Below are 23,819 nucleotides of genomic sequence, written 5' to 3' on the forward strand. Positions count from 1 at the left end.
CTCTCAGCAAGACGAGAAACCTCACCCTTCTTAGCACTAAAAGCCTGATAAAACTGACCATTCAACTTCACATACGTACCCGACGTCGAACGCAAAGCCTGAACCGTAGTGAGTAAAGTCGACGACGCGCGCGAAAACTCAGCTGCAAGCTGTGCAATTTCCTCCGGTTTACCAGGAGTAGGGTCATTTGCAACCCCTAAAATTGACCAGTCATCATTCGCGCTATACGAAGCCATAACAAAAACCTAACCTATCTCTAACCTATTTTCTATTTTTCCGAACCAGCAGAACGCCCCAACACATCATCTAAATTCGTCGTCTCCACACCCGCAGCATCAATCAACTTCACACACGCCTCAATACCCAGGGCAAGCTTCTTTTGAGCCTCAACCATACCCGTATCAATACTTTCCATACACGATTTTGTAAGCTTGCCACCCACACAACCAGTCGCCTGATGAGTATACGGCTGCGCACTCCCACTAGCCGTAGTTAAAGAACTCTTCAACTCACCCAACGATTGCTCACAAACAACAAAATCACCCATAACCACGACACTAACCCCGCTGACAGACAACACAAACAAAAAAGCATGCCAAAAATGCGTTATCCCACAATCATCAGAACACTAATATCACTCATCCCCATCACCGAATACATACAGATGCTCCCTCACTATCAGAAAGCAGAAAATAAAACCATGTAGTCTTACTTTCCGCTTTCATCCTGCACGTAGATACGATTATTTCTTTCTTTTCCCGAAAGTAATAATCGACACGATTCCTGCCACCACCGCAGCCACACTAGCAATTACGCGCGGCTTACGCAAAAGATTAATAGCTTCACCCGTATTATTTGGCAAATACGTACTCGCGAGCGCGTATGCCTTGCTTCCCGATGGTTTGCCAACGATTTCTCCAAATTCCAGAAGTTGCGTACGCGGCTCATATGGATGACGTATATCAAACTCGAATAATCGCGCAGCTCTACGTTCTGGGTTTGGACCATACGTACTAAAACCAGCAGTTGGAGCAGTCGATAACAAAATTCCATCCACTACGCCTGCGATTGCATTTCGATGATCGTGTCCTGCCGTCACAGCGAAATAGTTATTCTCTTGTAAAAGACGGAATTCTCCGCTGTCCTTATCTGGGCAGCTAATTCCCTCGCCGAGATAACTACCTGCAAAAGTTTTCGTTTCATCAAGGACATAACTGTACGCTTCAAAAGCACGGTAGCCCTGAATAGCGTTTGCCGTAGCCATAGGAACTGCGGTGAGCAAATCATAGTACTTTTGAAGTGGCATATGCTGGAAGACCATAGAACGAGTATCCATTTCGCGAGCGCTTGCGCGCAGGAATCGCATTGCGGTTGCGCTCGGCTGAGCATAGCCGCCTTCTTGTGCGTAATCGCCCGAATTCATAATTGTCAAGCCAATAACATTCTTCTCGCCGTATTGATCCTTGACGGAAAGTGCAAACGTACCAGGTTCAGACGAATCATAAATTTTTTGCAATGCGAGCAAATTTTGCGTACTTTCATGAGTAGCATTATCTGAACCGTCCTCAAAGCTTGAGACCGAGCCTGAATTTCTCGGATTTACACACCCTGGAAATTCGCGATAAATCTCTGTCAGCTCGTCAAGATCTAGCCCACACTGAAAATCATGATTGCCGAACGTCACAGCAAACGGGATTTGTCTATTGACCAACGGCGCTAAGAACTGCGCCAAAGTCTGACGTACCAACTGCTTCGTTCGCTCTTTTTCTTCGAGCGTAGGCTGCACTCGTCGATCTAACCACGACCTTTTAATAAAAGTTTGCTCATACGCACTGTCATATCCAGCAATTTGATTCCCCGTAAAAATAACAATATCCGGACGCGAGGCATCACATGCAGCTTCAATGAGACGAACTGTATCTTTGGAAACTTTTGGCGCTTCCTGAATATCACTTATTTGCAGTACTCGGAATTTCCCAGAAGCATGGAATTGTAGTCTTCCTAAACGAGCAGAGACAGAAACGGAAGCGCGCTCATGAGTGTTCTCTTCCGCAAGTGGAGTATTACTGCTTTTCAGATTTTCGTTACGCTTGGATTCATAATGCGTTAGCTCTGTATCGTTTTTCACAGCGACTTCTGTAACATCCGTCATCTCACCCACATTATTCTCATTAATCTCGTTCTTCTCGCGACCCGAATTAGTTGAGTGTAAACGAACTTGCATCTCAGTCTTGCCTTGCTTCATGATACGCGCTACATCTTTCTTCGTAGCTTCAAACTTTCCCTGAGCATCCAGCTTAGACTCGTACATCTGCTTATTTTGCTCTGTTATTGAGTCACGATCATTGTTCATAATCTAAGCATACGGCAGTTGTTGTGCGATGGAAATAAGAATCGCTTAGAACTTTACAGGATTTTGTAATTAACCATAGTCAGTGGCAAATAGACGACGAGCTATCAGGTTAGTCAGTCTATCTGTATTTTTTGCAAGTTGGTTCATACACGTCGTAAATTCTTCAACGAATAAGCCCTAAAATAGTCAGAGTTGCAAAAAATAGTTTCTAAATTAAAAATAAAGCTGTAAACAACGGTCTAACTTTTGACGTATTGGCAGGAACGTGTCGTAAGTCGACGTGGAAGATACGCCAAACGGTCGTAAATGAGCCATGGCATGTTAACTCTGGTACTATCACAAAACAAAAAACCTCCTGAGTTTCCTCAAGAGGTAAAATCGCTGGGATACCTGGACTCGAACCAAGAACGGCTGAACCAGAATCAGCTGTGTTGCCAATTACACCATATCCCAATATGGCGTGGCTCGCGATGCTCGGCAAATTCCAAGCACTGAAGTCACTTCGTACCCCCAATGGGATTTGAACCCATGTTGCCGCCGTGAGAGGGCGATGTCCTAGACCGCTAGACGATGGGGGCATTTAATTATTCATCACATTAAACTCGAATTCGAGCCTAACGCAACGAATAACTAACATACACTAGTCAAGATGCTTTCGCAACTCGGCGAGTCGCGCAATACTCAAATCTTTTCCAAGAATTTCCATGGATTCGAAGAGTGGCGGTGAAACACGTCGACCAGAAACAGCAACTCGCACTGGGCCAAATGCCAGACGTGGCTTGATTCCAGCCTTTTCCACGAGTTCAGCAGTAAGGACCTCATGAACATGCTCAGCCTTAAATTCTTCAGCAGGAATTTCCGCCATCGTTGCAACTGCCATATCCAGCACTTCAGCAGCAGAATCTTTAAGCTGCTTGCGAGCATCAGCTTCAGGCTCAATATACTCTTCTTCAGAGAGCAAGCTTGCGACCATGCCCGAAACTTCACCGAGCAAACGCACACGTGGTTGTACTAATCCTACAGAATCAGTCAAAATCTGACGTTCGCGATCCGTTAATTCATCCCAATTCTCAGCGCTTACTGCACCATCTTTAAACAAGTATGGAATCGAACGGCGTAAGAAATCATCAGGTTCAAGCATACGAATATGCTCAGCATTGATTGCGATTGCCTTATCCAAATCGAAGTGCGCTGGATTAGCCTTAACGTCACGCACGTCAAAGTTTTCAATCATTTCTTCCATTGTGAATACATCGCGGTCAGCCGAAATAGACCAGCCAAGACCTGCGAGATAATTCAACAAACCTTCGCGAATGAAACCGTTCTCACGATGAAGGAAAAGATTTGATTCTGGATCGCGCTTCGAAAGCTTCTTCTTTCCTTCTCCCATAACATATGGCATATGTCCAAAGAGAGGAACCTGCTTCGCAATGCCCAATTCCATCAGATAACGGTACAAAACGATTTGACGTGGAGTAGAGCTGAGCAAATCTTCTCCGCGCAGCACAACGTTAATATCCATCATGGCGTCATCAACTGGATTAGTCAGAGTATAGAGAGGATCGCCATTTGGGCGAACAATAACATAATCTGGGACACTTCCCGCTTTGAATTCAATTTCGCCACGAATTAAATCATTAAAACTGATATTTTCATCTGGCATCTTGATACGAATTGCAGGTTTGCGGCCCTCAGCACGGAACGCTTCCTTTTGTTCCTCGCTCAAGTTGCGATCGAAACCGTCATAACCAAAAGCCTTTGGACGACCTGCTGCCGCGTTTCGCGCTTCAATTTCTTCAGGTGTCGAGAAGGATTCATATGCAAATCCAGCGTCAAGAAGTTTAGCAGCGACATCCTTATAAATCTCTGTACGCTCACTCTGGCGATATGGACCATGAGGACCACCTACATCGATACCCTCATCCCAGGTCAACCCCAGCCAGCGAAGTGCTTCAAGAATCTGATCATACGATTCTTGAGAATCACGCTGAGCATCGGTATCTTCAATTCTAAATACGAACGTTCCCTTAGTATGACGAGCCTCAGCCCAGTTAAAAAGCGCGGTACGTACCATTCCAACGTGAGGCGTACCTGTAGGCGATGGGCAGAAACGAACGCGAACGTTCTCAGGCAATTCTGGCTTTACATCTGCCTTTGATGAAACTTCAGAATCTAATTCTTGTGTGGTGTCTTGTGTCATACGGACTATTGTAGATAGGAGGCTGTATGAACGAGACACAGCGCTAGAGTTAGAACTAGATTCGCACTAAGATAACACTAAGCAAACACTAAGCTTAAGAACATGCCAGAGGAAAATCGTAGGGAATTTATAGAAAATAGGTAAGAGCGATGAGCAATTTTTCACAATCACCAGCACAAGCATCAGCACCATCAGCACCATCGTTAGACGAACCTACGATGTCGAGGTTTTCAGAATCAAAATCTTCAAAATCTATATCACCAAAATTGAAATCTTCAAAATCTATATCACCAAAATTGAGATCTTCAAAATCCGCGCAATCACGAACGGGGCTGCGCGGCTCAATGTCCAAGCTCTTTTTTCACACTCTCCCAACACTCACCGTCATACTGATAGTCGCAGCCGTGTGGGAAATTTCCGCAAATTCAAATCCAGAGACTGCACGCATTTGGGCATCCCCTAGCAGGATTTGGACAGCAACACAACTAAACTGGCCTTCTTTATATTCAAATCTTGTCGTCACAACTTCTGAAGCTTTATGGGGCTTTGCCTTAGCCATCGTCATCGGCATAGCACTAGGCGCAATTCTCTATCTTTCCTCGCTAGCAAATGCGGCGCTCATGCCAATCCTTACAGCGGCTCAAACGCTTCCACTTATTTCTGTAACACCGTTTTTCCTCTGGTGGTTCGGCTTCGATGATTCTGGAAAAATAGCCTTAGTTACTCTATTCTCAATATTTCCAATTGCCATTCAAACCTCACGCGGGTTACGAGCTGTTCCTCGATATTTTGCAGATGTGGCACTCACCTGCGGCGCCTCACGCACATGGACGTTGTGGCATGTGCAAATGCGTGTTGCTGCGCGTCAGATATTTAGCGGAATTCGTATTGCTGGAACGTATATTTTTGCAACTGCGGCTACCGCCGAATACATGGGTAGTCGCCACGGAATTGGACTATTCCTTCAGTCGGCATATAACGCAACTCAAGCTCCGCTCGTTTGGGCAGCGACAATCTCAATCGTCATACTCACAGGTATAGTTATGCTCGCCGTTATTTGCGTTGAACGCTTATTACTGGGTAACCCTGCCGATGACAATATAAATTAATGTGACAGTTATTCTCGCTCGCACTCTCTTACGGTCGACCCTCCACACCCGCGGACGCTTGCACCATCCTGCTCACTCTCACAGCCTCTTAATTATCCTGCTTACGAGCTAATCAAAGATTACCGCAAGAAGCGCAAACGCAACAGATTTAATGCCGTATTAATGAAACGGGTGAATTTATCTATATCAGGCGCAATTCTCCTTCGCATTCCCATCTTACTCAGATACTTCATAGAAGTAAGCTCACCAGCTTCGCACATATAGTGACGCATATTTACGTATAGTTACACATATTCTATGAATATTTTTTGCATATCAGTATGCCGCAGATAAAATATAGATTGTATAGCGAATGAGTTAATAGTCCACACCGCCCGTTCCCGTAACTATACTTGCGATAACGTAAAGGAGCTTATCGTGGATATTGAAACACCTCATCAAGAGGATTCTGTTCCGTCGAACATTCCCCATAAAGCATATTTCCCCGTGCCTCTTCTGCCAAAAATTAGAAACGAATCAAAGAGGAACCTCAATATTCCATTTTCTTTACCTCTCTACAATGCAAATCCAATCCAAGCCATCACACGATTTTTTAAAAAATATTTCGTTTTCTCAGGTAGAGCATCCCGCAGTGAATTCTGGTGGCCAATTTCCTTGCTCTTCCTTGTGCAAAACGTTGTTTCATTTTTTTCGTACATTTTTGAACAGTATGTATCCGAACAGTATGTATCCAAACAGTTTCAGACACTCACCTCGATCATTTCTATTGTCGTTTTAGTCCTTTATATAGCGGTATTTATCCCCGCAATTTCTTGCGCATGCCGGCGCTTTCATGATTGTAATAAATCTGGAAAATGGCTTTGTGTCCTATTACCATGCAGTTTTATTATTCTGCCACTTTCCGCAATCTACGGCTTTATTCTTTTCCTGCGCTTTGTTAAGATGTCGCATAGCCTGCCTATCTATTTCTATTATCATGTCGTTGCCGCTGCCGCTTCTCTGTGCATAGGGGTATCCGCCTTAATCGTTCTTATTGTTTTGCTCGTGCATGAGAGTGATCCCAGAGGGAGTCGTTTTGACGCACAACTTCTTTGATCTTGATTCACGTCCGAAGGTTTCTTAGCTTTTATACCCCTACGAGCTTACTCGAACGAACCATTAGTTAAAGTAGGCTCCGCGTTAGTCTTTCAAAGTTTAGTGAATAATGCGGCGACCGCTAACGCACTTTTCGTTTATTCTTTTCCTTGCTACCCGATATCTACATTGCGCCGATATTTTTTGCAAGTTTGGCTGCGCAAATTTTATCTATTCATACATGGCCTTTCTAGCGCTCTCATTGTCTTGCATCACAATGCATTTTCCCTGAATTTCCAACGGTTTAAAACTACTCTTCTTGCAAAATTCTCCTAGGAATATTCCTAAAAACATTCCTCGTCTACGCAGTGAATAAACTTTAGTTCAACTTGCAAAAAATTCCGAAAAATTAGAGTCCTTATAAGAAAGATTCTCGAATTTATCTAGCAGCTCCCGCATCCGCACACACATGCCCATACTCACACGCATACGCCACAGATATCTTGTCAGAGATATTATTGCGCCCTCGCTGTATAATATCATTCATTCGCATGCCCGCAATTTTTATTAGTACTCTTAAGAATCCACTAAAGATTGCGCTGTACAAGGGAGACATCATGGTAACCATCACGTATACGAAAACTATGGGCACCCCACCGATTGATCAACCATTTTATGGCGCAAATCCGATACAAGCAATTGCTCGTTTCTTCCGTAAATACGCGGTCTTTTCTGGACGCGCATCTCGTAGTGAATTTTGGTGGGCGTATCTGATTACATCGATTGTCAATTTTTTGCTGATTGGTCTAGAGTATCTTGTTCCACATCCAGCTTTGCAAATAGCATCAGGCATTTTCTCGTATGCCGTTCTGGTACCTACTCTTTCCGTAGCCTGTCGCAGATTACATGACGTCAATAAGAGCGGAAAATGGCTTTACATATTATGCGGAGGTTCTTTCTTCTGCGTATTCTTGGCACTCGTACTGTTTATTGCAGCTAACCAAGGAACCCAAACTCAGCAAAACGAAAGCATAGGGAAATTATCCATTTCCGTTTTTATGTTTGGCGTCGCCGTATTAGGAACTATTCTGTTCTCATTAATAGTTACACTAATCGCCTTACTTACACGCGAAAGTGATCCAGCAGGTATCAGATTCGATAAAATCGTTCGGATGACCGGTCCTTCTTATGGAAATCAATTCGTGACAAGCCCCGGCACAGTTACGAATAACACGAGTTATTTCAATCTTCCACCTGAACGCACTAACGCAGCCTCTCCAGTCATTCCTCCGTTAACGACTTCTTACACAAAATAGTGGGTACGGCAATTCTCTCGGATAATTACTAAATAATACAGCGATGCGCCAATCGCTACTAAGAGTAACTGGCGCATAAGATACCCCGTGCATCTGATTACAGTTCTTGTTTACATTTTCTGTTTACATTTTCTGTTTACATTTTCTGGAACGGGTTACAAGTACTGCTCACACAGAGGATAAGGCTATTTATAGTTCAACTTCAGGCTTATTTGGGTCGTCTTGAACGCGCGCAAATTTCGCAGCCAAGGCAGCTTTACTTTTTGCCTCATCTTCTTCTTTTGCCTTGCGTTTAGCTTCGTTCTTATCCCACAAAATTTCATCATGATGATAGTCCCATTGCTTAGCTGAAGATTCAAGGATGCGTTCCACGCTGCTATCAATACCATCACTATAAATCTTTAGCAGTTCAGAAGCGTTCATAAAGGTACGCGGAGAACCGACGAAATCAAGATAGCCATTCGCGACAAGAATCATCAACGCTGCTGCGGCAAATGCTCCCTCAGATTGTTTCTCAATCAATGCGGCAATTTCACGTGCAATTGCAAACGCGCATACGACGTTTTCTACATCGCCACTCCCCGAATCATCCTCCGAGGTAGCCGCCGAATCAATGCCTGCATTATTGCCAAGTCGATTAATAATTTCCTCAATATCCTTTAAATCTGCAGATACGGATTCACCTCCAGCAACGCATGCCGCAACTTGCAAAATCTGCAACGCGTCAAAATCGTCAGCGAGCTCATACGCTTGCTCATATGCATCATTGGCAATTAATAACGCATCCACCAATGCCTGATTTCTTCCAGGGATATCTTCAGCACCTTCAAACACATACTCCGCATCTGCAATTGTTAAGTCATGAGCTTGTTGAGTTTCGGTTCCAAGCAAAATTTTTGCAATTTGGAATGTTTGACGTACTTGAAGGTTGTCACCATAATGGACGTCATTATCGAGCTGCTTTGCATCAGTGAGTGGCCATAATGCCTCTAATCGTTCAGCAGCTTTACGAGCGCGACTTACTACTTCTTGTGGTACATTATGCAAAAAAGTATTCATACTGCTCCCCAATGAGATTGAGAATTCTTATCTTTCCTTATTATCCCACACTTTTTTGCATATTGTTCCTTAAATGCTTTCGGGGTTATGTGGCATCAGTCACATAACCCCGAAAGTCAGAAAATAAGTATAAAAGCATGAAACCCTCAGATGCTTTATGCACTTTATGCACTTTATGTCTTGCACAATTAGACCGCCGGATTGTCCTTAACCTGATAAAGACTTGTGCTGCTTCTCCTGCTCGGAAAGCCCGATGTATATGTCTCGTTATGCAAAAATATTGCGTGTCTGCCCTGCTACCTTCTAAAAAATATTAAATTATTCCACATTCGCCGCAGGATCCGCATATTCGATACTTACCAACTTATGAGTTCCTACTTCAAACGTAAAAGATGTAACCGACGCAAGCGCGGTTTTGCGTAAAAGCATGTTATGCTCAGGATGTCCGGTTTCGAGCATATGCCTAAATGACCAAATTGGTGATTCATGACTTACAACAATTATCGATTTTCCGGCGAATTCATCAACCTTCTCAAATACAAAGTCTTGAACTCTCGCTGCGATTTCTTTATAAGATTCACCCCAGCTTGGACGCCATAAATTCAGAACTAATCTCCAATTACCGTTCTTCCAGAGAGCGCCTTCGCCATGACCAATGCGCTTGCCACGAAATTCATTTCGCGCTTCGATGATACGTTCATCTGTCTTGATTGCTAGATTCGTCGAGTCATGCTCAGTAGAGGTATCCGAGTTAGATTTTCTAGTGATTTCCTCGATAATCGCGGTTGCGGTATCAATCGTGCGATCAAGTGGCGAAGAGAAAACTGCTGCTGGATTCTTCATGGATTTATTTCGAGCCATATAACGTCCAGTTTCGTGTGCCATACGAAAGCCTCGCTCGGACAAATGAAAGCCTGGTAAACGTTCGTAAAGTACGTGATCGGGGTTAAAAACTTCTCCGTGTCGCACGAGATGTACAGTTGTATATTGCGAGTTCTGTGCTTTCTGCGTATTCTGCGTATTTTGTGCAGGTTGTTCCACAAGCCACTGTGTTTCTTCAGAATTTGTTGTGCTGTTTCGAGGCTCAGGAGATTTACTCATTTCCATAAAAGTCCAATCTACAAAAAATATGCTGAAAGCAAGCTATACATAACTTGAACTAGCCTTATTTTCTGTTTTAATAACTCGATTCGCTTGTAAGATACCGAATATTAGAAATTAGCGCCGTTCCAGCCCCAATCTTCAGTCATAGTATAACGAACGTATACGCGATTTTGTGGAATCCCTAACACAGATTCGAGAGCTGGAATAATCTGCGCGCTCAATTCCTCCCACGCTTCACGTGGTGCAGATGAATGCCCGAATGCATTGACCTCAACGTAAGCGGCAGGCTTCGAATCATCACCAGCGAAGTAAATTGGCATGTTATCCTCAAAAGGACACATTAGCCACCCCTCGGATTTTCCTGGCAAAGCTGTTATTGCTTGACCGTAAATACTCTTCAGTTCTTCACGTTGCTGCCGAGTTGTTTCGACACTAACATGGGTATGAATCACTGGCATGATGAGACCTTTCCTATTGAGAATTGACGATTTTAAGAATTTCTTTTAATTTTACGCGATTTTAATACTTTTATTTGCTTCGTATTATTTGAACGGTCATTTTGCAAAAAATACATTGCTACTTACCAAATTTTAACGACCATTCCCCAATTTTATGAGCTATAGAGTTTGGGTCAATCTGTCCATCTTCAGGAGCGTCCAAAAGCCACTTTCGTATAACAAAATTCCACACAGCAACAACCACTGTAGCTACAATCTTCCCACCATTCGTATAAATGGTATATAACGTATCGCCTGGTTGAACTCCTGCTGGCAGAAGGACATCAGTGGAAACCCACAAGATCAATACATTAATGAACAAACCTATATTTGCCGAAACGATGAATATCACAATTTCCATCCATCGTGCCATATCCGGACGATGTACAAAAACGTATTTCATGCTCGCTGCATAGTTAAAGATTAAAGATAAAATAAACGAAATCGTACCTGCAAGTGTAGCGTTCATATGAAAGAGAGCTACGAGAATATTAAGAATGCCGAAATCAAGTACTGCAGCAATAATACCCACTACGCCGAATTTTGCAATTTGAGTTATAAGATTCTTCATTCTTCCTATTTAACTCCCTCTTTTTTTGCAATGTGGTTTTCTACTCACACCTGCACAATTTTTAGACGATTTATACTTCATTGAGATGAGACCTGTTGATAGCAACGACTCAATATATTTTTTGCAGATTGTACGATTTTCACCTCGTTATTGGGAATTCTCGATGTCCTTTCACGTACAACGTGCAAAAAATCTTTCTCACTTGCATCTGTTCCAATATCCACCCGAACTTATCCGTCATATGCCGCAGTTATCCACATTCGTTCACATTGTTTTTTAAATTAGGAGTTTGATTCATATTTGATTCAGACTAATTGTATGAGTGTCTCAATCAATATTCCTCAAATTCTTATGCGGCCATCGTTACGCAATGAACGTCGTGTACTAACTAGGCGATGCCATACTAATTGCGTGTCGCAGCCATTATCCGGTTACTTTATCAATACTCAGTCATGGGAATCAATGTCAAGCGCCCACCAAATTCTGTCAAAAATCTATGCAGTTGCACGAGAGCACCCATTCTGGCCAGTCTCTGTGGTTTCTGCTGCAGCGCTTTTTGGAGTAAACCTACCGAAAAGTTTCCACAGGCATATTCATTTTGCGACAGATATGCACACTTCCACTTCACCGCGTAAGCGTATTCCCATTCGTTTCCATTACGTTAAAGAATCGTGCCCAAAACGCAAGATAACACGCGCATTTAGACGCTTATACCAAACTAAGAGATCTGATGGCATCGTTGCCCATCCATACTTTCCAATAAATGATAGGATTGGCATACTGAATGGCGTGGTGGTCACATCTCCTTTGCAAACAATTTTCGATTGCATGCGTACATTACCATTCGAATATGCTCTTATCGTTGGCGACCAGATAGCTCGAAAATTCAATGTATCGCGTCAGAAGATTTTACGTTTTGCATGCAAACGTCGTCATTGTTGGAAATTATCCGCAACCCTTTTCAAACTGGGGTTTATTGATGCTAAATCCGAAAATGGTGGTGAATCATTTTGCCGAGGACGAATCATTCGCGCGGGATTTGTCACACCTACATTACAGAAGGAGATTGAAAATCCATTATTTGCACTTCATCGGCATAGTTCACCTACGCTACAATCGACGCGCATTATCCGGCCAGATTATGTATGGACGATTAATCATCCTAAAAAATCTAGCTCAACTACTCGCACGCGACAATTTCAGCATATTGCTGCTGAGTTGGATGGAAAAGGAAAGTACTTCGACCGCTCAGTTCTCGCCAGCTCTCACACGGATACAGCTGCCGTCATAATGCGCGAGAAGGATCGGGAAACTGCATTATCTTTAAAGAATTTTAAGCTTGTTCGTTTTCAATTCAGTGAAGCGTACGAATTACAGGGAGACGCACTAATCGAAAAATTACGTCTCGCCGGAGTACCAATAGTTAACCGATGGGAAGCCCGAAGAAGAGAACGGTTGCTCGCAAGATATACTGGGCACAAAACGTTATTGAGATTGGATTGATGGGGGCTCAATCTTTTGATTCCTTTGTTTCTTATATATCAATAGGGATCAGTTGATTCGTCATTGACAAGAATCAAACACATGAGATTATCAAATCTGCCATCACAAAGTGACTAACGTCTAAGATTAAGAGGATATGCTTCCTCTTGTGCAACTGCCTATGCCGAATCATTACTTCGCGCCTTTCGTCGCCCGTCCTGATGCATTTCTTTTGGCTGATTACCATCTTAGATACGCCCCGACAAGGCGAAATAAAAAGAAAGACTAGCGAAGCTAAACAAAACAAGCGTTTTACAATAATGCTATGCTCGTCCCCTTTGAGTGCAGGCTTCTTCCTTGATTTTTTGCAGAACGTACCATGATACAGCTGATAAACAAGTATTTTATTACTATCGCAGCCGCCACATCGGGCAAAGTTGCAAAAAAATCACGGGGGTTGAGAAATGATACGGCAATAAACAGCGAAAATCTCACGCTGGTTTGTGCATATCGTAATTGCGCTTATTGCACCGTCCATCGTGCAAAAACTAGAAGGTGGCATTAGCCACATATAGCCAATGCCACCTTCGTAAAATTTACCGATTACAAGTCACAAATCACTTTGCATCAAGTAATCACAAAAGACTACTCTGCTACTACCTTAACGGTAAATTGTGCAGAGATTTCAGGATGCAACTGTACGGTTGCAGTGAAATCACCAGTAGTCTTAATGTTTTCTACAGTAACTGCCTTTGCGGAAACTGCATTGCCCTTAGCAGTAAGAGCTTCAGCTACTTCAGCTGCTGCAATAGCACCGAAGAGCTTTCCAGATTCGGAAACCTTAGCAGAAATTTCTACTACAGAGCCTTCGATATCATTCTTAGCAGCAACTGCATCTTCACGAGAAGCAAGAGCAAGTGCACGACGTGCACGCTGCATCTGCTCAATCTGAGCTGCAGCACCCTTAGTCCAAGCAAATGCGAGTCCCTGAGGAACAAGGAAGTTACGTGCATAACCAGCAGAAACTTCTACAACATCTCCAGCCTGACCAAGACCGTTTACAGAATCGCGGAGAATAACCTTAGTGTTCTTTGCCATGGTAATTTCCTTCTTCCTTTAGCGACCGTTGGTTGCGTATGGGAGCAAAGCCATTTCACGTGCATTCTTAATAGCACGTGCAATCTTGCGCTGTTCCTGTACGGTTACGCCGGTGATACGACGGGAACGAATCTTGCCGCGGTCCGAAATGAACTTGCGAAGCAGAGCAACGTCCTTGTAATCGATTTCAGTAATCTTTGCAGCCTTCAATGGATTTGGCTTCTTCTTGAAAGGCTTTACTGGTGGCTGAGGCCTTTTGCGTGACATGTCACACTCCTTAAAAATTAAACTCCAGATTTACCGAATTCATGAAATTCACGAATTTCGCATCCGTATTCGTTATCTCTTTTGTTATCTTTCTTTCGGTTCGCTCGACTTAGCATTCAATATGCAAAGTTATTCAGCTTTCTCAACTGTAAGTATAGTTAGAAAGGAATTTCTTCAGAACCGAAGTCAGCAGAGCTTCCAAAATCAGAGCTTCCGCCAAACGCAGAGCTATCATCGGATGCACTCCATGGATCTGTCGATGGCGCAGCTGCAGCATTATAATTAGCGTTTGCAGCATTTGCGCCTGCACCATTTGCATAATTTGGCGCAGCATTAGCACCTTGGAAACCACCACGATTAGAGGAATAGTTTCCATTACTACCGGAATTTCCAGACGAAATACGGTTCACGGATGCTGTTGCTCGGCTCAAAGACGGGCCAATTTCAGTAATTCGCAGCTCAACAACAGTGCGCGATTCGCCCTGTTGTGTTTGATATGAGCGCTGGACCAAGTTACCCTGAGCAATAACACGCATACCCTTTGTAAGTGACTGCGCTATATTGCTTGCCATGGTGGTGTACTGGGAATCCCAGCAAGAGCAACGCATGAAAAGCGCGTCTCCATCTTCAAACTGTCCCGTATTACGATTGTATGTACGAGGAGTTGAGGCGATAGTAAAGTTCACTACCTTGCCACCGTTGCTCGTTGTTCGTAGTTCAGGATCTGCGGTGAGGTTTCCCACAACAGTAATGACAGTTTCTCCAGCCATGACTACTCCGTTTATGAATGTAAATCTATGAGTTTTACGTTTACTATGTAATTTAATTGTGTGCTACAAATCCGTGAGTTTCGATATCCCATTTATGGATACCAAGAAAAATTCAGTGGATTTCTAGCTTTTACGACTATTCAGCGTCAGTACGAAGAATCTTTGTACGAACGATGGATTCGTTAAGGTTAAGCAAACGATCAAGTTCGTCGCTAGTTGCTGGTTCTGCAGTGTAGTTAACTACAGCGTAGTTACCTTCAGTCTTTCCAGCGATTTCATAAGCCAACTTGCGACGACCCCAGATATCGACGTTGTCAATAGTGCCCTTTTCGTTGGTGACGGTTTCCAGATAGGTGTCGACCAACTTCTTCAATGCGCGTTCGTCCATTTCTGGATCAGCGATGAGCATGAGTTCATACTTGTGAGCAGACATCACCCACCTCCTTCGGACTAATCGGCCACAGACCTTCTGTGGCAGGAGAATGTGTATACTCTGTTGCCCGATAACCAGTAACATGCCATTCTGTAAGCCATACTGGTGAAGGAGAGCCGCGAATTGACCGCATTTTTAACCCTACTTCATATCGAGCCAACTTAATAAAGAATACTCGTTCGGCTAGACGATAGCAAGCTGGTGAAGAATGCCCAAAAACGACCTACTTCTTTGTGATGTTTTCTATCAATTCGTGCAAGATTTTAGCAGATTTAACCGTTTTACAAGCAATGACTAATCGATTACATCATTACTTTCTAAATAATTCCCGGTTAGTCTCTTAGAATTCGTCTACTTTGCAACAATTTTTTGCAGTTCTGCCCGCTTTAGACATCATATTGCTTTAATGCCGCGTACATAAGCAGTCCGACTTGCAAAAAATTAGCGACGCCCGTAATAACAAGCCCAACTCATCATCGTTTCTCAGTCTAAGTCTGCTCGAACGTACCCTCCGCGTATCGACCGTCTAGCCCACCGTCCTCACGCATGACTCTTACTCATCGCGGGTTGGCGACCCGAAATACCCATTATAAATTATTGCAAAGTTTCGGTTTCCATATGAGGAGCATTCGTCGCCTTCACCAGTGCCTGCTTCTAAAGCAGCCGCATTGGGTTGATACGGCGTATAAATATATAACAATGCCGTCGCAGTGTTATAGATATACACATCGCTAGCGCCACAACTCACTGTCGGAGAGTATCTCATGGAGTTCAACGTACCCGCATGGAAGTTGTAGTCTGATTCGTGATTGAGATAGTACTTAAACCGGTGCGCAGCGCCATAAACCTGATTAAAGAAACCAGCATAACGCGTATCGCACGGCGCATCATCGGGGCACGATAATCCTACTGCTTTATCGAGTTGTTCTTTCGATACACTTGAGCGACCGACAAGATTTTGCTCTTTCTGCAAAATAGTCAGAAGAACTTTCTGGCTAATTCCACACGCCCTTGCCGAACTATCAATAATTTCCGCGGCTGTCGCATTTCCCGATTCGGGTGCAGTGTACGCGTTGCATTCGTTATCCGCATCTCGTGAATTAACATCTATCCGCAGATTTTTGAGGCAGAATTCTCCAGAACAAGCCTGGCCTTGTTGTTCAAGAAATACTTGGATTTCCGCAGCCGTCATCGAATTCGAATCAAAGAAATTATGATCAGAAATGATATATCCAGGGTCGAAATCATACGAACGAACCAATTGATTTTGAGATGACTGAGCTTCCTGAACGGCTCGCTGCCATTGCACCAACCGTGTAACCGCAGCAGTAAGAGCTACCGTAAGCACAGCAGCGAGAATCCATAACGCAATTGTTCTCACATGTTGCATGCCTGTTGCATGCTGCGACTTCGACCCCACACCTGACTTAGGAGGCTGCATCAGCGTCGGACGGCGTGAAGAGCGTAAAGGATGAGACGTCCGAGGAGGGCGTGGTGGCAGAGAGCTTTTGGACATAATAATCCATGCTAGCAGTTTTAACCGTTCTTAACCACCACAAGCACGAAGCCTCAGCCGTTAGCAAATTCGAAGCCTTCATGTGACATGTCCAACGGCCCTATACCTCTACCAAACCGGCCAGCTACATTCCAAGTCGTTCCTCGATAATGTAACGAGGTCGATGCTTCACCTCAAGATAAATTTTCCCCACGTATTCGCCAACGATCCCTAATGCCATTAAGATTGCTCCGCCTAGAAGCCACATGGATGCCATAATCGATCCCCAGCCTGAAACCGCATGTCCTCGCAAGACCGAAACGAAGATATACACAAGCATTAACATCGAGATGACAAACGCTGCCGCTCCAACAAGCATGATGAATCTGATTGGTTTCACGGAAAACGAGGTGATGCCTTCTAAAGCAAATTTAATCATCTTGCCAAGTGGATACTTTGATTCACCAGCCTGCCGTTCAGCACGTTTATAGTAAACTCGCTCAGTTTTGAAGCCTAAATCAGGCACAATTCCGCGAAGGAATAAATTTGATTCGTGATACTGGCTCAGCGCTTCTAATGCGCCACGTCCCATAAGCCGGAAATCGGCATGATTCGCAATAGTATTTGTCCCGAGCCATGTCATCGTCGCATAAAATGCACGGGCAGTTTCACGTTTAAAGACTGTGTCGGTATCGCGATTATTACGCACACCGTATACGATTTGTGCGCCTTCACAATATTTTTCTATCATTTCGTCAATTGCCTGAGGATCATCTTGTAAATCCGCATCCATCGAGACGATGCAATCGCACCCATTTTCGTACGCTTCCATCATTCCCGCATAGACAGCATTTTGATGTCCCCGATTATGCGCAAATTTTACCCCATTGATGACGTCACCGTATATGCCTCTTAAAGCGCCAACCTTTTCCCAGGTATCGTCCCTCGATCCATCATCAACATAAAGAATCGCACTGTGTTCGCTAACCTTTCGGGAAGAAATGAGCTCATGAATTTTATGAACCAGAACGTGAGTCGTACCTTCTATAACTGCGGATTCGTTATAACAAGGAACAACAATAACGAGGTACGGTACTTGCAGATGCCCGCTTGCACTAGAGAGTTGCTGCACTTCATGCGATGATTCATGTGTTGATTCATGCGATGCTTTCGACGATTCGAGCGACAATCCGAGCGACGATTCTCCTAATGCTTCCTGTAACGATTCAACAGACATACGGTTCCCTCGATTTTCTTTCAATACTGTTCAGCGCTGTTCTGCCCGATTTGTCGGGTTCTACTCTTAGCGGTTCGGTCGATTGCGCAAAATCTAATCGCAATCTAGTCGTAATGCGGATGTGATTCAGGCTCTCTCAAACTGCAGGTAAGTCACGCGCTATAAGTCACGAGCTAGAGGTACGGCGTAGGCTAGATACTCCCCCATAAGAGAGCAAGTATGTGCCCGTCGAACTAGTTCGGTCGCATTACGTTCACTCGAGCCATGCTAAGCTTCGCCATACTGAGCTTCACCATGCTAAATCCTCCAAACTAAATCTCACTGACCTAGAATTTGGTATTGCTCCTCGACTCTGCTTTTTTCTGACTTCCACCAGTCTTCATTACTCGAATACCATCGTACAACGCTTTCCAACTCACGTGAAAATTGCGTATGTTCTGGTTTCCATCCTAACTCTTGACGAATTTTTTGCGGATTGAGCGCATACCGTCTATCAGCTCCCGCTCTATCGCGAACGTATTGGATGCAAGGATCACAATCAAATTGAGTACGCATAATATCGCACAGGATATCAATTACCGTTTTATTGTTCACTACACATTGTGCGCTAACGAGATAAGTTTGCCCGATACGCCCATTGTGCAAAATTTCCCAGATAGCTCGACACTGATCCTCGACGTGAATCCAATCTCGCATTGCTAAACCGTCACCGTATAATTTAATAGGAATACCGCATAAAGCGTTGGTGATGGCACGAGGAATAAACTTTTCAATATGCTGGTATGCACCGAAATTATTGGAACAATTCGAAATTGTCGCCTTTAAACCATATGTTCGAGTCCATGCGCGAACCATATGATCCGAAGCGGCTTTCGATGCGGCATAAGGCGATGATGGTTTGTACGGTGAATCCTCGGTAAAGAGTTCTTGGGAATTGATATCGGTATCCCCATATACCTCATCAGTAGAAATATGATGAAACCGTACATCATACCGTTGGGCAGCTTTGAGCAGAGTCAAAGTCCCCATAACGTTGGTTTCGAAGAAGATATCTGGAGATACTATAGCTTTGTCGTTATGCGATTCAGCAGCAAAATGTACGACAGCATCAACTTTTTGTACGATAGAGTCAACAAGTTCTACATCATTAATTGAACCGTGAATAAATTCAACACGCTTGTCAGATGAACTATACGCAGGGCGTAACAAACTAGCTATATTAGAAAGATTTCCTGCATAAGTGAGCGCATCTAAAACCACTAACTTTGTGTCAGGATGATGATTACGAACAAAATGCACAAAATTCGAACCGATAAAACCAGCTCCGCCCGTGACAAGCAATGTTTCCATGTAAGCAAGTGTAGCGACCAGGCTAGAGTGCATTATGCGATTTAAACGTCACATTTTAACGCCATAATAGGGGGCTCATACATCGTTCGCTATACCGGATTATCTTCCAATCCCAGTCCTATTTGATTAGGAGCATACACCCTGCACGATAAAATGAGCTTCAGCATAAAATTTTTGACATATTTTGCACGAATCTGCAATTATCTGCAAGAATTTGAAAATGTTTGGGAAAGGAACGTGTCTATGGCAATTATTCGTACTGCGCAACAATTAGCTCAAAACCCAGAAACTGAGCCAGTATCCGCTGACGTCGTCATCGTCGGTGCTGGTCTATTTGGCCTGGTCACAGCGCAGCAAATTATTGAGCATACTGATAAGACTGTTCATATTATCGACATTCGAAATCATATCGGCGGAAATGCATACTCGTATTTTGACGAGGAAACAGGCGCAGAAATCCACAAGTATGGCGCTCATCTTTTCCATACATCTAACGAACGCGTATGGGAATATGTAAATCGTTTCACAGAGTTTACGAATTACGTACACCGTGTTTACACCACGCATAAGGGCGAAGTTTTCCCTATGCCTGTCAATTTGGGAACGATTAATCAATTCTTCCATGCTTCTTACACCCCGGTCGAGGCTCAGAAGTTGATTGAAGAACAAGCCGGCGAATTTGCCCACGTTGATCCTCAAAACCTTGACGAACAAGGCAAGAAGCTCATCGGCGAACCTCTTTATAATGCATTTATCCGCAATTACACTGGTAAGCAGTGGCAAACTGATCCTAGCGAATTGCCAGCAAGCATCATTCGCCGTCTTCCTGTGCGTTTCAATTATGATAATCGCTACTTCAAGGACACCTGGGAAGGTCTTCCAAAAGACGGTTATACTGCATGGTTTGAACGTATGATTGACGATTCTCGCATTACCGTAACTTTAGGTGTTGATTTCTTCGATGAGTCTCAGCCTTACAATAAGAAGGCACTCGTAGGCAAGGTTCCGGTCATCTACACTGGACCTGTTGACAAGTATTTTGGTTACGAACTTGGCGAGCTCAAGTGGCGAACCGTTGATTTCACGGAAAAGCGTTACGATGAGGCAGATCATTTCGGTGTTCCTGTGATGAACTATGCTGATTCTGACGTTCCATACACTCGTGCAATTGAATTCAAGAATTTCAATCCTGAACGTCGCGATCAGCAAAATCCTCACAAGACAGTTGTGTGGGAAGAATACTCCCGTTTTGCAAACCGTGATGACGAGCCTTATTACCCAATTAACACGGAAGAAGACAAAGCATTGTACGCACAGTACAAAGCTAAGGCTGAGGCTGAACCATCAGTAGTATTTGGCGGACGCTTGGGAACTTACGCATACTACGATATGCATCAGATTATTAATACCGCGCTCATTGCTTTTGAAAAGGAAGTTGAGCCGTTGCTGAAATAGCAATCATATTATTATGTTGCTGTCTTATATTGGAGTAGTCATGTACTACTAAATATAAGACAGCAATTTTTATTACAGTTTTATTCTCGCGCACACCTTCTCGTTGCAAGATTCTCGATATACTAAGTTTATGCTCACAAACTCAACTTCTCATGACACATGTGCAACAACTTCGTTGGGACCACAATCAACTATTAGTTCAGGAATTCGAATCAGCAATCTTGATTCAACCGAGCAACAACTTATGTGGGCTAGTATTGCTTCTGAGTACGATATAGATTTAGCAAAGTTCTGGGACAGCTCCTCCCATTCGGCTTCACAAATCTTGCACGCGTATCCTCGATTTTATCAATATCTTGCTGGAGTTCTACGCACAGCTTATCTTAAAGATACCGTTATCGTGTGCACATGGCCCGAAATAATTGACGGATTCTTCATGCTCGCCATAGGTCCAACAGATATTCTTAAAATTCTTGGAATCTCATATAAAGATCCATCCCCTCTTGTCATTCGCGGTAATGCCCCTACGTTTGTGCAAACTATTCTCAACTTTTTTGTCGCTCCCGCAAAAAATGATAAACCGCGTTATTTTAAAACTCCAAATGAACTCCAGAGAGCAGCGATTCAACCGATATTGCCTTTCCTTCTATCAAGCTCCGATAGCAAACAAACGATGAAAGATGAGATGAATCCCTCAACATATATGGAAAGCAATAGCGATGCCTCCAATTTTTCTTTACCAACCGAGGTTGATCTTCCATCCACAATCTTTCGGAAAATCCGTATACTTCATGAACAAGCATATCGTCTTCCGCAAAACTCATTAAGCCTTATTGAACAACGATGGAATGAATGGAATCAAGCTATCGAAGATGGTCTTATTCGTTATGAATTTTTCCCTCTTGACAAGCATCCGTTATCGCTTAAACAAACCTTATCTGAATACCAGCCTATATGCGAGCATCATATTGATGAATTGCTTGATTTCTTTAAGGGATCACACAGTGGCGATAACTCGAATAACCCGCTTTTTTCTGGGGATAAAGATTACCTTCGTTCGTATACTGAGAATATTTTTACCCTCAACAGAAGTGAGACCTTTACAAAAATTACGGAAAAATTTCCACCCACGCATTCGCTTATTGGTCGAGCGCTCAATGACGCGTACACTGATTTTTATCAGTTTGTCTATCAATTATCTATTGCGCAGCAGCATGGAACAGAATGGATCAGTGTCAAGCTCGAGAATAATGACGATAACACAAATTCTGGCACAGCTTCCCCAGAACATCCTCATGAATCGACTAATTCAGCAATTACAACCGATACTCAGAACTCATTCATTGAGTACATGAGTAGTCATCCGGAGCTCTCACAAAAATACCTGCGTACCGGCATGAAGAGTAACACAGCTCACGCAGACAAAAACAACATCGAAAAAGATACTACACGTATAACAACACTTCAATTCCTTGCAGGGTCTTCAAGTAAAATCCTCAGCGAAATGCCCGCAGCAAGTTTTACAGAATTTTGTTATACATCACGTGAATCCATCAAGCAATGGCGTCAGGGGACTCTTAAGCACGTTGAAGATATTGATTATGCTATTTCGCGTGCAAGCAGCACGCATACACGTTCTGACGATTTCGCCGATCTAAAGCGTGGAGGTATCTTGGCTTTTATACTAGCTGTAATAAGCTGGATAGTTGACCAAAGTAAGGACATCGTTGATGCTGGTCTGGGCATATGGATGGCTCCGTTAATTGCTCTGGTTGTCACTGTACTACCGGAAGCTATCAATTTGATTCATGAATGGCGAACTCTAAAATCTGATACCCATACTCTGGTCATTACTCCTGATGGACGTTAACATCTCAGGTTATCATCGTGCAATTTTTCCAGTTAGTTAGATAACGAATTTGACTTTCAGTTCAGCTTAGCTGGTACTGAGAACGGCTACATATAATCCAATGCGCTGCGCAAGGCGCAGTACATTTATACGTCACACGAAATATCGAACCATTACTATTTCTGATTATTGGCTTTCCAAACCGCATAAGCAGCTAAAGTCATACCATCGGCTAATTGCCCTGAACGAATCATGGAATCAAGTTCATCGCAACCGACCCAGCGTTTACCTCCACTTAATTCCCAATCACCAGAATATTGTGCAAAATGTTCGGTGGGGTAGCTACTGGAACGATTGCTAGAGTTGTCTCCTAATCCCCTTTCATTTTTTAATCCCTGCGCTTCATCAGGAATGCTGCCGATAAGTCTGCCTTGAGAACTTTGAGTAAGCTCTTGCGTTGTTTTGTTGAGAACGATTTCGACGATGGCGACTTTAATACTTTGTAGACCTGTATCTGGATAGAAGTATTGCAATACTCGAATGTCTTGTGAAACGTCCTTATCAGATTTGCTTAATACATCACTTGAATCAGACATCACAGTTTTATTCGCTATATCTGCCCGGGTAAACCCAGTTTCTTCTTCGAGCTCTCGGATAGCGGTCTGCTCAATAGTTTCACCTTCTTCTCCCATCCCGCGCGGAAATTCCCATTCAAATTGGGAAACAGATACGCGCCAATGATTTCCAAGAAGGAATTTGCCGTCCTGAGACCTAACTACACAGATAGTTCCTATCGCACCGTTTTTCACATTAACAACATTGAACTGTGCATACTCACCCGTAGCTTTCACACGAGTTCTTATTTCTGTAACAGCAAAGTCAGCTCCCCCAACTTCTCGATACACTTCGCTACGGGAAATTTCCTCAAGAGGGATGCTTCCTCTAGTATTCCTACCAATAGCAGTACTCTCAACAGTTGAGTTCTCATTTGAGTTTCCAACATCACAATTATCGTCACGAGAAATATTATTATGTGAAATATCATATGGTGAGTTCATCGATAGTTCTCGTTTCTCAAGTTGGTTTTACAGCAAATAGGA

The 23,819-nt window shown here is 43.4% G+C and carries 23 protein-coding genes and 2 tRNA genes; 6 read left to right on the forward strand and 19 right to left on the reverse strand.

The genetic code is table 11. From position 1 onward, the window contains the following. From EJ419_RS03545 to EJ419_RS03575, 7 genes are all read right to left on the reverse strand, one after another. Nucleotides 1–236, reverse strand: a 236-nt coding sequence (locus tag EJ419_RS03545) for a hypothetical protein (RefSeq protein WP_131283689.1), incomplete at its 3' end; no start/stop codon positions are given. A gap of 32 nt (nucleotides 237–268) precedes the next feature. Beyond that, nucleotides 269–547 carry a hypothetical protein gene (locus tag EJ419_RS03550; protein ID WP_131283691.1) on the reverse strand — a complete coding sequence of 93 codons (279 nt, stop codon included), beginning with the start codon at nucleotides 545–547 and terminating at the stop codon, nucleotides 269–271. A 195-nt stretch (nucleotides 548–742) separates the two neighbouring features. Then, nucleotides 743–2,152: a metallophosphoesterase gene (locus EJ419_RS03555; RefSeq protein ID WP_131284187.1), complete on the reverse strand. Its 1,410-nt coding sequence runs from the start codon at nucleotides 2,150–2,152 to the stop codon at nucleotides 743–745. A gap of 582 nt (nucleotides 2,153–2,734) precedes the next feature. Further along, nucleotides 2,735–2,806, reverse strand: a tRNA-Gln gene (locus EJ419_RS03560). Between the two features lie 52 nt (nucleotides 2,807–2,858). Then, nucleotides 2,859–2,931 (reverse strand) — tRNA-Glu (locus EJ419_RS03565). 62 nt (nucleotides 2,932–2,993) lie between these two features. Continuing rightward, on the reverse strand, nucleotides 2,994–4,553 hold the full coding sequence (gene gltX / locus EJ419_RS03570; protein ID WP_131283693.1) for a glutamate--tRNA ligase: 1,560 nt from the start codon (nucleotides 4,551–4,553) through the stop codon (nucleotides 2,994–2,996). A 127-nt stretch (nucleotides 4,554–4,680) separates the two neighbouring features. After that, a complete protein-coding gene (locus EJ419_RS03575) occupies nucleotides 4,681–4,905 on the reverse strand; it encodes a hypothetical protein (RefSeq protein WP_131283695.1) in 225 nt (74 codons plus the stop codon). Nucleotides 4,906–4,957: 52 nt separating this feature from the next. Between EJ419_RS03575 and EJ419_RS03580 the strand changes: the two genes are divergently transcribed. From EJ419_RS03580 to EJ419_RS03590, 3 genes are all read left to right on the forward strand, one after another. Beyond that, nucleotides 4,958–5,662, forward strand: coding sequence for an ABC transporter permease (locus EJ419_RS03580; RefSeq protein WP_240680325.1), 705 nt, complete (start codon nucleotides 4,958–4,960; stop codon nucleotides 5,660–5,662). 417 nt (nucleotides 5,663–6,079) lie between these two features. Then, entirely contained in the window at nucleotides 6,080–6,757 is a 678-nt protein-coding gene (locus EJ419_RS03585) for a DUF805 domain-containing protein (protein WP_165496220.1), read from the forward strand. Between the two features lie 530 nt (nucleotides 6,758–7,287). Then, on the forward strand, nucleotides 7,288–8,052 hold the full coding sequence (locus tag EJ419_RS03590) for a DUF805 domain-containing protein (RefSeq protein ID WP_131283701.1): 765 nt from the start codon (nucleotides 7,288–7,290) through the stop codon (nucleotides 8,050–8,052). Nucleotides 8,053–8,241: 189 nt separating this feature from the next. On the opposite strand, the gene EJ419_RS03595 is transcribed toward EJ419_RS03590, so the two are convergent. From EJ419_RS03595 to EJ419_RS03610, 4 genes are all read right to left on the reverse strand, one after another. Next, entirely contained in the window at nucleotides 8,242–9,111 is an 870-nt protein-coding gene (locus EJ419_RS03595; RefSeq protein WP_131283703.1) for a hypothetical protein, read from the reverse strand. A 318-nt stretch (nucleotides 9,112–9,429) separates the two neighbouring features. Beyond that, nucleotides 9,430–10,218 carry a histidine phosphatase family protein gene (locus EJ419_RS03600; RefSeq protein ID WP_240680326.1) on the reverse strand — a complete coding sequence of 263 codons (789 nt, stop codon included), beginning with the start codon at nucleotides 10,216–10,218 and terminating at the stop codon, nucleotides 9,430–9,432. A gap of 104 nt (nucleotides 10,219–10,322) precedes the next feature. Continuing rightward, nucleotides 10,323–10,673, reverse strand: coding sequence for a tautomerase family protein (locus EJ419_RS03605; RefSeq protein WP_131283705.1), 351 nt, complete (start codon nucleotides 10,671–10,673; stop codon nucleotides 10,323–10,325). 118 nt (nucleotides 10,674–10,791) lie between these two features. Continuing rightward, nucleotides 10,792–11,283 carry a GtrA family protein gene (locus EJ419_RS03610; protein ID WP_131283707.1) on the reverse strand — a complete coding sequence of 164 codons (492 nt, stop codon included), beginning with the start codon at nucleotides 11,281–11,283 and terminating at the stop codon, nucleotides 10,792–10,794. A gap of 828 nt (nucleotides 11,284–12,111) precedes the next feature. Here EJ419_RS03610 and EJ419_RS03615 point away from each other — a divergent pair. Further along, nucleotides 12,112–12,786 carry a hypothetical protein gene (locus tag EJ419_RS03615; protein WP_165496221.1) on the forward strand — a complete coding sequence of 225 codons (675 nt, stop codon included), beginning with the start codon at nucleotides 12,112–12,114 and terminating at the stop codon, nucleotides 12,784–12,786. A 624-nt stretch (nucleotides 12,787–13,410) separates the two neighbouring features. Here the strand turns inward: EJ419_RS03615 and rplI are convergent. From rplI to rfbB, 7 genes are all read right to left on the reverse strand, one after another. Then, on the reverse strand, nucleotides 13,411–13,863 hold the full coding sequence (gene rplI / locus EJ419_RS03620) for a 50S ribosomal protein L9 (protein ID WP_131283711.1): 453 nt from the start codon (nucleotides 13,861–13,863) through the stop codon (nucleotides 13,411–13,413). A gap of 18 nt (nucleotides 13,864–13,881) precedes the next feature. After that, nucleotides 13,882–14,130: a 30S ribosomal protein S18 gene (gene rpsR, locus EJ419_RS03625; protein ID WP_018142554.1), complete on the reverse strand. Its 249-nt coding sequence runs from the start codon at nucleotides 14,128–14,130 to the stop codon at nucleotides 13,882–13,884. A gap of 158 nt (nucleotides 14,131–14,288) precedes the next feature. After that, nucleotides 14,289–14,900, reverse strand: a complete 612-nt coding sequence (locus tag EJ419_RS03630; RefSeq protein ID WP_131283713.1) for a single-stranded DNA-binding protein — start codon at nucleotides 14,898–14,900, stop codon at nucleotides 14,289–14,291. Nucleotides 14,901–15,036: 136 nt separating this feature from the next. Next, a complete protein-coding gene (gene rpsF, locus EJ419_RS03635; protein ID WP_086106368.1) occupies nucleotides 15,037–15,333 on the reverse strand; it encodes a 30S ribosomal protein S6 in 297 nt (98 codons plus the stop codon). Nucleotides 15,334–15,886: 553 nt separating this feature from the next. Further along, a complete protein-coding gene (locus tag EJ419_RS03640; protein ID WP_240680327.1) occupies nucleotides 15,887–16,849 on the reverse strand; it encodes a hemagglutinin in 963 nt (320 codons plus the stop codon). Between the two features lie 124 nt (nucleotides 16,850–16,973). Continuing rightward, entirely contained in the window at nucleotides 16,974–18,065 is a 1,092-nt protein-coding gene (locus tag EJ419_RS03645; RefSeq protein WP_131283715.1) for a glycosyltransferase family 2 protein, read from the reverse strand. Nucleotides 18,066–18,383: 318 nt separating this feature from the next. Continuing rightward, nucleotides 18,384–19,415: a dTDP-glucose 4,6-dehydratase gene (gene rfbB, locus EJ419_RS03650; protein WP_131283717.1), complete on the reverse strand. Its 1,032-nt coding sequence runs from the start codon at nucleotides 19,413–19,415 to the stop codon at nucleotides 18,384–18,386. Between the two features lie 243 nt (nucleotides 19,416–19,658). Between rfbB and glf the strand changes: the two genes are divergently transcribed. Both glf and EJ419_RS03660 read left to right on the forward strand, forming a co-directional pair. Beyond that, nucleotides 19,659–20,870, forward strand: coding sequence for a UDP-galactopyranose mutase (gene glf / locus EJ419_RS03655; protein ID WP_165496223.1), 1,212 nt, complete (start codon nucleotides 19,659–19,661; stop codon nucleotides 20,868–20,870). A 130-nt stretch (nucleotides 20,871–21,000) separates the two neighbouring features. Continuing rightward, entirely contained in the window at nucleotides 21,001–22,740 is a 1,740-nt protein-coding gene (locus tag EJ419_RS03660; protein ID WP_131283719.1) for a hypothetical protein, read from the forward strand. A 155-nt stretch (nucleotides 22,741–22,895) separates the two neighbouring features. Here EJ419_RS03660 and EJ419_RS03665 read toward each other — a convergent pair whose 3' ends face one another. Further along, complete coding sequence (locus tag EJ419_RS03665; protein ID WP_131283721.1) at nucleotides 22,896–23,777, reverse strand: NUDIX hydrolase; 882 nt, start codon at nucleotides 23,775–23,777, stop codon at nucleotides 22,896–22,898. Between the last annotated feature and the right edge of the window lie 42 nt (nucleotides 23,778–23,819).

The organism is Alloscardovia theropitheci, from assembly GCF_004332295.1.
Classification (GTDB): domain Bacteria; phylum Actinomycetota; class Actinomycetes; order Actinomycetales; family Bifidobacteriaceae; genus Alloscardovia; species Alloscardovia theropitheci.